We start from the raw sequence: 10973 nt of genomic DNA on the forward strand, positions 1-10973 counted from the left end.
CGCGCTGTCGTCGCGTATGTTTACGTTACTTCCACGGTTGGCGGTAATTCACTCCCTGCAGATCGAGCAGTGGAAGGTGTCCCTTCAAACGTGATAGGTAATCAGTCCAGTTGCGGTGCTGCTTATCGGTCCAGCATGCTTCCGCTAATGCCGTCAGGCGGGGAAATATCATGTAGTCCATACGCGGTTGGTTATTGATTATTTCGCACCAAAGTGCAGCCTGAATGCCCCGAATACGTTTTCTAACCGGATCGTCGTCTGCCACTTGTGCTAACGGCTCGTAGCTATACGCTGTCTCTAGTGGAATCGGGTTTGCCCAATCCACTCCAGGTTCTTCTGGCGCGTAGTCTTGAGTCATATCCAAGTAGGTGGTTTGGGCAGGTTGCAGCACCACATCGAAGCCTTGGCGAGCACAATTGAGTGCCGCCTCTTCACTTAGCCATGAGTAGATAACAGTATCTTTACTGACCTTGTTGCCATGCTGAGCTTCTTCCCATCCCAGCATTCGCTTACCAAGCCCGCGAAGTTTGTCTTCCGCATGACGCAAGAAGTGACCTTGCAGTTCTTTGTAGTCGCTATAGCCTTGTTGCTCCATCAACGCCTGACAGGCTGGGCTTTGCGACCAGACACCATGTGGTACTTCATCGGCCCCAATGTGGATATACGGTGCAGGAAATAAAGCGGCTACTTCTTCCAGCACTTTGTCGATAAATTCGTAACTGCCCGGTAGCGCTGGGTTAATCACGTTATCGTTGTAGTGCTGAATACTGCGATATTCGGTGGTGTCCTCTGCCTCTACAAGCATGTGAGGCAGTGACTTAATGGCAGCGCGGCAGTGGCCTGGTACGTCAATTTCAGGGATGACGGTAATACTGCGCTGCGCCGCATAGGCAACCACTTCTTTTATTTCTTCTTGGGTATAAAACCCGCCATAACGCTGAGACAAATGCGTATATTGCGGTTCAATGGACTCATCTAACCCGCGCCATGCCCCAATATTTGTAAGCTCTGGCAGGGATTTAATCTCGATTCGCCAGCCTTCATCGTCAGTAAGATGCCAGTGGAAGGTATTAAACTTGTAGTGTGCCAGTTGGTTTATAAGACGTTTCACTTGCTCTACGGAATGGAAGTGTCGTGCACAATCGAGCATCATTCCGCGATATTTGAAACGAGGTCTGTCTTTAATTGAGCAACAGACCACTTCCATAGAAGTATCTTCCCCATTTCTTCTGATAAGTTGGAGCAGGGTCGCACTTGCATGGGTGAACCCAGACTTTGAACCAGCCTCGATTTTTATCGATTCTTCGGTCACTTTGAGCCTATACGCACCTTTATCTAAAGTTGGATTACTTTTAAAGATAACCTGACTGTTATTAGACGCAGTAAGCTCAAACTGGTGAATACGTTTTAGTTCATCGAGCAACCAATCTTTTGCTGAATTGGCTAAATCGGAGTAAGTACTGATTCCAACACGGTTGTGAAGAGAAAAATAACTCTCGTGAACTTCAATATGGTTTGGCTTAGGTAATAAAGGCTGAGCGTGAATCAAACTCGGTGGAATGTCACTTCGCTCGCGGTATGGCGAAGCCAGCACGATAGGTGTTACGTCAACCTCGGCTCGCTGAGTATTACCATTGACGACAAAATCAACCAGAGCTTCATTCAATCCGTCTGAATAATAGCGAAATGGATTTGAACCAATACTGAACTCACAATAGAAATTGTGATTAGCCGCCAGTACCATACTTTCTGGTTTGAGAGTACAGAAGCTCCCAATTTGGTTAAGTACACCGTTAGATACGCTGTCAGGTAAAATGAAGCGATCAAAAGCAAACGTCAGGTGCCAATCATGAAGATCTTGGTCACTTAAGTTATGAAAAGTCAGTCCAAAGCGACAATTTTGCTTTAGCTCAGATAGGACGACGAGGTCAACGCGATATTCCATATCTACTCCTGTTCTACCGATAGCGAGTAAAGGTTATGTTCAGGCTTGCCAGCAAACATAATGGCTCCTTCAATCGCATCAAATTGAGGTTCTACAATCCACTTTTGAACGGGCGGAGATAGCCAGTGGAGAATGCGTTCAGCAATGCTTCCCATTAAACAAATACGGGTCGCTCCACGCTTGTTAAGTGCCATGAGAAACGTTTCTATATCAGCAGCGGTTTGTTTTAACATTTCAATGGCGAGCGTATCGCCTTGTTGTGCATGCTGGAAAATAGCTGGAGAAAACTGCCCGTAATCACGAGGTAATGCTTGTTTTGACCAAGCAACCACGTTGTCTACGTCATTTTTGAAGTGTGCCATGACGTGCTGGGAGAGCGGGGTTTTCTCTCGGATACCATCTTCTGCCAATAAAACCTGCTGAATTAGGCGCAGCCCCATGACAGCACCACTACCTTGGTCTGAAATCGGAAACTCTCGGCCTCCGACAACATGTTGTTGCAATCCTTTGAGGTAGATGCCGCAAGATCCAGTTCCTGCAATCATGATCGCGCCGTCTTGGCCGTTATGTGCGCCGATGCAAGCTCCGTACGCATCTGTGTTTAATGTCATGCTGGCGAAAGGATGAGCGACAGACATAAAAGCATTCCAAGAAGCTTTGTGTTCAGCCCCTGCGAGTGCTAACCCAACATGCATAGACGAAAAGTCTTGCTCAGATAACCCGCCTTGCTTAGCTGCCAACGAAATTGCCTCAATGATAGAAGTCATCGCTACTTCAGCACCAAGCATGATGTTGGCGCTGCCAGTTTTCGCCTCACCAAGAAAATTACTCTGGGCATCTTTAATGCGAGCGCGGCAAGAAGTACCGCCACCATCAATACCGACAAAATAGAACGCCATGGTATTACTCCTTAACGTCTACTGATAGGTGGTGAGCTTGGCTCATGATCGCGAGTAAGTACCACGCACCATGTGGGATCCATTGCTCTCCCCAACGCCAGTTTTGTAGGATGTCGTCTTTTTGTGCTGGTGGGTTAAAGGCGATGTCATTCTCGTCTTCAAAGCCACCAGTGATGCCATTACAGACGCCGCCTTTCGCGTTAAAGAACCCATATTGTGGAAGGTAGTCTGGGTTGTTTCGGCCATGGCCATCGAGCATGCACATGTCGTATGGATTTAAGCCAACGATCCAGTTAAGCGCATCTTGCCCAAGGCGTATCAGCTGTTGTTGTGTCTCATGTGATTCGATATAAGGCTGAGCGAGGTAAGACATTGATGCTAGTGAACCCAAGCGAGCATTCTCACCTTGCCACCAATAGCCAGATTCATTGTTGTGGGCAACAAAGAAGGCATCACGTTTCGATTCTTCAACGCCTTTGACATATTGACGAGGGTAGCCAAATGGATTGGTGACACGATTGGTGAGCTCTAATTCAAATTCGCATGCCTGGTTGACCGTCTGTTTTATGGACGCAGCCAACTCGGAGTCGTCTTCGATAGATAGGTATTCACAAAGAGCAATCACTGGTAATCCAGCTTCCGCTGCATGGAAGTAAGGGCGGCTACCATCTTGATTGGCTGACCAAAAATGCTTGAATTTATCATCACTCATTTGGCGGTCTGCCAGGCGTGAAGCCCACAGGCGGCTTTCGTCCAAGTAACGGCTTTCTTTGGTTGTTTTAAACAGTTCAACACTGGCAAGCAGGGCACAGTACTCGTCTATGATGTTCTCTTCGCCATCATTGAGATATTGCTTGTTATGCTCTTTTAGGTGCCAGTAGCCATTCTCTGCGGTATTTAAATATTCCTGTTGATTGAACTCACCATGAACGGCTAAACGCGATGCAGCAGCAAGCGCCGCTATCGCGACTCCGCCGCCTTGTCGGAAGCCTGCTTGATAATCATCGAACTTGTGACCAAGTTGCGTTTCGAAAGCACAGATTTCACGTTGGGCGGTATCTTTGCTCCATTTATCAAATACCGTCATGTAAAAGAAACCTTTCTCGTTTTGCATGCGAACAAGGAAGTCTGCACCATACAGCGCTTCTTCAATGAGGCGTGTGCGGGTGAAAGCAGCGATACTGTCGCTAGATTGGTGCAGAGAAAGTCCTTTTAGCATGTTCCAAACCACCATAGGGGTTTGTTGAGGATTAAGGTAGTTTGCGTACGAAAGGTGACTTAGATATTTACTTACATCACCAGACGCATCGTACCAACCGCCATGAACATCGGCCGTCTGTTCGGAATTCAATAGCGTAGCCTGACGATCGGCATGATCGAAAATTCCGCCGCAACGCTGAGATTTAAAGTAGTGGATCACATCGGACAGAGTGCGATCCAGAAGAAGTTGTTCAGCAATTTCTAGCTGAGAAGAACAGTCGTTATCAAAGCGAAAATAATAGTGGCCTGGGATCTCAAATGACGAAAAATCGATAAGATAAAAATACCCCTGATGCCAATTCGCTACTTTCCCTTGCTCTTGTACCGAAAAGGTAGCAACGATTTGCTCGCTTTTGGCACAGACCAGTGTGGCAGTATCAGAAGACAAGTGTGATTGTTCTGTCTGTATTACCGCTTTTTTCGGCCCCAGACGCTCATAACCAATGTGGTTAGTCAGTAGCAGCATTTAATGTCTCCGCGAAACAAAACAATTGGAAATGGGCCAGTGTTCTCTGGCCCTAGTTATGCTTAGTTCTCAAATAGGTAACAACGGACAAAGTGGTTTTCAGATAGTTGGGTAACGCCTGGTAGTTGTTGGCGACACTTATCTGTTGCGTGTACACAGCGCCCCGCAAATGGGCAACCGACAGACTCCGGAGTCCAGAGAGGGATCTCTCCTTTGTTTCCTTTCAGTTTCTCGTGAATGGATTTAGATGGATCGGGTACTGCAGAAACCAACAATTGAGTGTATGGGTGTTGAGGATCATGAATGATTTCCTCTGTGTCTCCCCATTCCACCATGTGTCCGACGTACATTACTGCTAAATCTTCCGCGATGTAGCGCGCCGTTGCGATATCGTGAGTGATGTAAAGCAGAGACATTTGTTTCTCGAACTTCATCTCTTCCATCAGGTTTAGAACACCTGCTCGAATCGAGACGTCCAGCATTGACGTAGGTTCGTCTGCTAATACGACTTCTGCACCAACTGCAATGTTACGCGCTAGGTTTACACGCTGACGCTGACCACCAGAAAGCTGGTGAGGGAACTTTTGCGCGGTCTCTTTAGGCGGAATAAGGCCTACTTGTTCCAGCAAGTCATACACGCGTTCTTCCAGCTCTTTCTTGTTGCCCGGTGACACTTTTTTATGGATAAGCAGTGGTCGTGCAATATGGTGGAAAATGTTGTGCGTCGGGTTTAGTGAGCCAAACGGGTCTTGCCAGACCATTTGCACTCCTTCTCGGTAAGACATTAGATCTTGTCTTGATTGAATCTCTTGAATATCACGTCCTTTGTATTCAATGATGCCTTCCGAAGGGGCGTACATTTTCGCGATCATTTTTGCAGTTGTAGATTTACCTGAGCCAGATTCACCTACAACAGACAAGCCGCGGCTTTTATACATTTTGAATGATACGTCGTTGATCGCGCGCATCTTGGACTGCTTGATAGAATTGCTATTTAGCGGGAAGTCTTTAACGACATTTTTACCCTCAATCAGCAACTCGCCGAGTTGTTTGCTCATAATTCTCTCCAGTGTAATTTTGTTCGTAGCTAACGTGATTTCGGAACGTTAAACCTTAGCCTGAGCAATGGTTTCACCATACAAATGGCAGTTTGAGAAACGACTTGGCTCTATCTGACGCAATTGAGTCGGTATTTTCGTGCATGCTTCGTGAACACGGTCACAGCGAGCCTGAAAACGACAGCCTTGCGGAATTTCAAGCAAGTTCAAAGGGTTTCCCGGGATACCCGTTAGTTTGGTCTTTGGACCTGTTAGTGGAGGGAAAGAGCTACCCAAACCTTTTGTGTATGGGTGGTAAGGACTTTCCAAAATTTGCTTTGAAGGTGCGACTTCAATCAGTTCACCTGAATACATAATTCCGATGCGATCGGAGAACTCAACCATCAACGATAAGTCGTGAGTGATAAACAGAATTGAGAAGCCAAACTCTTCTTTAAGTGCATAAATTTTTTGCAATATTTCACGTTGAACCACAACATCGAGAGCGGTTGTTGGTTCATCCATGATGATCATTTTTGGATTCAGAGCCAAAGCGATGGCAATCACCAAGCGCTGACGCATGCCACCAGAAAACTGGTGAGGGTAGTCACTAAGTCGGCTAGGATGAATATCGACAATTTCCAGTAAACCTTCTGCGCGTTTCTTGGCTTGCTCGCGAGTCATGTTGGTATGACGCATGATTACATCGCAGAACTGTTCTTCCATGGTTAGGACAGGGTTCAGGGCGTTCATCGCGCTTTGGAATACCATTGACATCTCACTCCAACGGAATGATTGCATACGGCTATCACTGTATTGAAGGATGTCTTCACCATTGAAGATAACTTCCCCTCCAGTGATGAACGCTGGCGGCTTATGGAGACGCATTAGCGAGAAAGCAACAGTTGATTTACCACAGCCAGATTCTCCCGCCAGACCAAAAACTTCGCCTGGTGCAATGTCAAAGCTGACGTTATTACAGGCGCGGACATCGCCCGCATCTGTAATGTAATCTACGCATAGGTTACGGATAGAAATTAGTGGTGCAGTCATGATTATTTATCTCCGCTCCATAGTGCATTTTGTGGTGCCAATTCAGGCTCACGTTCTTTCTTGTCTTTTGCTGCTAGCTTCTTCCAGCGTTTCATACCTTTATGAGAACGAAGTTGAGGGTTAGCAATCTCATCAACGGCAAAGTTCAGTAGAGCCAGGCCAGTCACCAGTACTGTCAGTGCAATACAAGGTGCTAATACTTCCCACCATGCGCCGATCAGCATTGCTGAAGAGGTTTGAACGTTGTAAAGCATGATGCCCCAGCTGATAGTGTTTGCATCGCCTAGTCCCAAGAATGAGATAACGGCTTCTGTGTTGATGGCCAGCATGACTGAACCGATAAAGCTTGCACCTACGATAGGAATTAGGTTTGGCAAAATCTCAACAAAGATGATTCGGAATGAAGACTCGCCAAGAACTTCTGCTGCTTTAACGAACTCTTTTTCACGCAGAGCCATAGTTTGTGAACGGACAACACGTGCGCCCCATGCCCAGGATGTACCTGCGATAATTAAGGCGATGGTGAGTGGACCTGCTTCACCGATAAATGCGGCAAGTACGAACAGCAATGGATACTGAGGAATAACCAACATGATGTTCATGGCAGCACTTAGAATGTCATCCACTTTACCGCCGAAGTAACCTGCTGAGATACCAATGACCGTCGCTAGGAAACACACGATGATACCGGCACCGAAACCCACACCTAGTGATACGCGAGCACCGTAAGCTACTTGTGACCAGATATCGCGGCCCATACGGCTGGTGCCTAATACATGGTCAGCCTTTTTCGACATGATCAGTGTTCGACGGTCATCTGCCAGATTTTGGGCAACCCAGCCATCAGGATTACTTTGTGCCTGCTTTACTACAAACCCCGGATATTCATGAGGGTTGCCTGTGCGTTTGTCTGGCGCATGTTTGGTAATGAGAGGCGCAGCCACAGCGATAAAAATGAAGATGGTAACGATGGCAAGGCCAATACGTGCAAATGAGTTACCTAAAATAAGTTTAAAGAGTTCTTTCATGATTATTTGCCTCCGGTACGTAAGCGAGGATCTAGAATCATGTACAGCATGTCAGCCATCAGGTTGAAGCAAAGCATGAACATCGTCATGATAATTAACTGACCTTGAAGTACTTGGTAGTCACGTGCGTGGATCGCATTTAATAGGACGGTGCCTAAGCCTGGATAGTTGAAGATCATTTCGATGATTAGCTGACCACCAATCGCCATACCCAAAGACATTGAAAGTGCAGTGACACTTGGAAGTAACGCGTTACGCGCTGCGTAATTGAATACCACACGGTTTTCACTAAGACCCTTACCTTTAGCCATTGTGATGTAGTCTTCAGCTAACAGGTTAATCATGTTATTACGCATGTTGACGAGGAAGCCGCCAATTTGAACGATGGTCGCACAGAACAGAGGAAGTATTGCGTGGTATCCGACGTTCTTAATGAAATCCCAGCTTGTCCAATCCGGAATGGTACCCGGAGTGTACGCGTAACCAGATGGGAACCACTTCAAGCCAATTGCAAAGGTAAATAGTGCTATCATTGCGATAACCATTTGCGGAATAGCTTGAATAATAAGAGTACCTGGCGTGACGAACGCATCATATTTGCTACCACGTTTCCATGCCGCAAAAATACCTAGTACTGATGCGATAGAAAACGAAAGTACAACTGCAGTACCGGCTAAGAAAAGTGACCAACCAAAGGCACTACCAAGTAAAGAGTTGACTGAAAGTGGGTAGAACTGAATTGAAGTCCCTAGTTCCCAGCTCAGAATGTTTTTGATGTATGACAGGTACTGGATATAAATAGGGCCATCCACAAATCCCATCAGCTCCTTCATAGCTGCGATTCGTTCTGGCGTAACCTGTACTGAAGCGTTGGCAAACATCATGGTAACTGGGTCACCAGGCATTGCTCTCGGAATGATAAAGTTTAACGTCGCTGCAACTAAGAGAGCGACAAGATAGAACGACAAACGTCTTAAAAAATAACCCATAACTTACACCTTACTCACCCAGATATTTTTTTCTGTTTCTGGTTACAGGTCGCTCCTAGCGAAATTTAGAGCGAGAAATCCCCTGACGACGAGCGCCATAAATTGGTTCCGTGATGAGGGGATTTTTTATAGGCGGCATACAGGAGTATGCCGCTAGAAATGAACTTCTACTTATTTAACTGGTTTTAGGTCCAGTACGTGCAGTAGACGTTCTGGGATACCAGCCCAAATGTTTGGACGGCCCTTAGGATTTTCTTCGTTCCACCAACCAGTGAAGCGCTTCGTGTTGTATTGGTACATGTAAGCGCCAGACAACACAGGGATAGTTACTTGATCTTCTGCGATGATTTTTTGGATGCCGTGTGCGATTTCTAGCTGTTCTTGCTTATCAGCCGTTTTGTAGAAGCTGTTAAGTAGTTTGTCTAGTTCTTCGTTTTTGTAGAAGTGCATCGCGAAACGAGGCATACCGTCGCCAGACTGTAGCTTTGAGTTGTAACCGCTATCCCAGTACAAGTGTGGATCGGCACCGTGGAAGTAGTTTGTGTATGCTACGTCATAAGTACCTTCGAGCATTGCTTGGTTGTACACCGAGAAGTCTGGTGTACGAGCACGTGCTTTGATACCAACTTCTGCTAGCTGCTCAACTGCCAGTTGTACTGTGTTGTTAAAGTCTGTCCAGCCATTTGGAGATTGAATCAGAAGCTCAAAAGACTTACCTGATGGTGTGTCTACAAAGCCATCTTTGTTTACATCTTTAAAGCCAGCTTTAGCTAGAAGTTCTTTAGCACCTTCAACATTATACGTGTTGTAGCCTTTGTATTTGTTGTGCGTAGCTTCGTCAGACCAAGCTTCGAATGCGTAGCCTAGACCTGAAGCGAAGTCATTCACCGTACCGCCACCGTAGAAAGCGATATCAATGATAGTTTGACGGTCAAGTGCCATAGAGAACGCACGACGGAAGTCGACGTTGTTCAGTGCTTCGCTTTTCGCAGCATCTGGGTTTTTGAAGTTCACCACGAACGCTTGCGTACCTGATGGCGGGTACCAGTAGTGGTGGCTAGGGCTAGCTGCTGCGTATGTGCGGTCGATGTCTGGTACGAAAGAAGAAGTCCAGTCCATTTCACTGTTTACGATTTTCCCTAGGAATTGGTCGTTGTTCGCGATTTGTGGTACGCGTAAACAGTCAACATCTAAGTTATCCGCATCCCAGTAGTTCGGGTTTTGACACTGGATGTAAAGCTGAGGAGTGAAAGTATCAATGACAGTAAATGGACCTGAACCTACAGGGTTTTCATTTGTGAATGTTGATGGATCTTTCACTTTGCTCCATACGTGCTCAGGTACTACAGGTACTTTAACAATTTCGTAAGGAACGTTTGAGTTTGCTTCTGTTAGACGGAATTTAACTTGGTAGTCATTAACTTTTTCTACGCCAGTGATCCAAGAGTTGATGCCTGATTGGTCTAGCTCAGGTTTCTCTTTTACCAGATTGAAAGAGTAAACCACGTCATCAGCAGTAAACGCCTGACCATCAGACCACTTCACGCCCTTACGAATATCGAAAGTCACGCTCATCAGGTCGTCAGCCATTTGGAAGTTTTCTGCTAAACGAAATACAGGAGTGTTACCGTGCATTTCGTTGAAAACAACAAGAGGCTCGTAAATAAAGTCAGTTGTTGTGTGCAGGTTGGTTGCACCCAAGAAAGGGTTAAAGTTACGAACAAAGGTTGTCAACTCTTTAGGGTGGATAGTCAGTTCACTGCGTTCAGCCGCAGTTGCTACCGATGCAAAACCTGTAGTAGCTGTAGCAATAATTGCTGTTGCTAGTGCTGTTTTTTTAATATTGGCAAGCATAGCTGTTCCTTACTGTTTGCTTCATTTCACTATATGGAATTGAATGTCATCAATTGATAAACACTCGCCATGACCCACCTCTAGTGTTATTGCAACTTAAGCTTTCACCTTCATCACATGTAGAGTGGCCTGTAGGTCTTCGGCAGGAGTAAGAAAACACCTTATCCTGAAAATAATCAAACTCGCATCCCGTTAAAAACGTCAAAAAAGGTGGATATCACGTTATAAACGTCACTTTGTTTGCTTTTGAAGCAAATTTAGCTAAAAAACAAACCTTGATATGCGTCGCAGTTTATATCCTCAATGATAATGAGTGTTAGTGGTTACTTACTCTTAGCGCTTTATTCTAAAGTACATTTACTTGTTGAAGTGCGTTAAGAGATCTCGATCACGCACGTGTTTCATGTTAATTCATAAGGTGAAATTTAATCTGCCGTTCTGT

Annotated in this window: 8 protein-coding genes; all 8 read right to left on the bottom strand. The window is 45.8% G+C overall.

What is annotated here, in order from left to right; all coding sequences use genetic code 11:
* Positions 1-25: 25 nt before the first annotated feature.
* Positions 26-1945 (bottom strand): beta-N-acetylhexosaminidase, encoded by a 1920-nt coding sequence (locus tag V1U08_RS15135; RefSeq protein ID WP_330470940.1) that lies wholly within the window; start codon positions 1943-1945, stop codon positions 26-28.
* Between the two features lie 2 nt (positions 1946-1947).
* Positions 1948-2844 (bottom strand): N-acetylglucosamine kinase, encoded by an 897-nt coding sequence (locus V1U08_RS15140; protein WP_330470941.1) that lies wholly within the window; start codon positions 2842-2844, stop codon positions 1948-1950.
* Between the two features lie 4 nt (positions 2845-2848).
* On the bottom strand, positions 2849-4570 hold the full coding sequence (locus V1U08_RS15145; RefSeq protein WP_330470942.1) for a glycoside hydrolase family 9 protein: 1722 nt from the start codon (positions 4568-4570) through the stop codon (positions 2849-2851).
* Between the two features lie 62 nt (positions 4571-4632).
* Positions 4633-5628 (bottom strand): ABC transporter ATP-binding protein, encoded by a 996-nt coding sequence (locus V1U08_RS15150; protein ID WP_065297344.1) that lies wholly within the window; start codon positions 5626-5628, stop codon positions 4633-4635.
* 48 nt (positions 5629-5676) lie between these two features.
* Positions 5677-6660, bottom strand: coding sequence for an ABC transporter ATP-binding protein (locus V1U08_RS15155; protein WP_014232912.1), 984 nt, complete (start codon positions 6658-6660; stop codon positions 5677-5679).
* 2 nt (positions 6661-6662) lie between these two features.
* On the bottom strand, positions 6663-7688 hold the full coding sequence (locus V1U08_RS15160) for an ABC transporter permease (protein WP_014232911.1): 1026 nt from the start codon (positions 7686-7688) through the stop codon (positions 6663-6665).
* A gap of 2 nt (positions 7689-7690) precedes the next feature.
* Positions 7691-8677 carry an ABC transporter permease gene (locus V1U08_RS15165; RefSeq protein WP_065300163.1) on the bottom strand — a complete coding sequence of 329 codons (987 nt, stop codon included), beginning with the start codon at positions 8675-8677 and terminating at the stop codon, positions 7691-7693.
* Positions 8678-8848: 171 nt separating this feature from the next.
* Positions 8849-10531: an ABC transporter substrate-binding protein gene (locus tag V1U08_RS15170; RefSeq protein WP_330470943.1), complete on the bottom strand. Its 1683-nt coding sequence runs from the start codon at positions 10529-10531 to the stop codon at positions 8849-8851.
* Positions 10532-10973: the final 442 nt, after the last annotated feature.

The organism is Vibrio sp. YYF0003 (genome assembly GCF_036350715.1).
Lineage (GTDB): Bacteria > Pseudomonadota > Gammaproteobacteria > Enterobacterales > Vibrionaceae > Vibrio > Vibrio natriegens.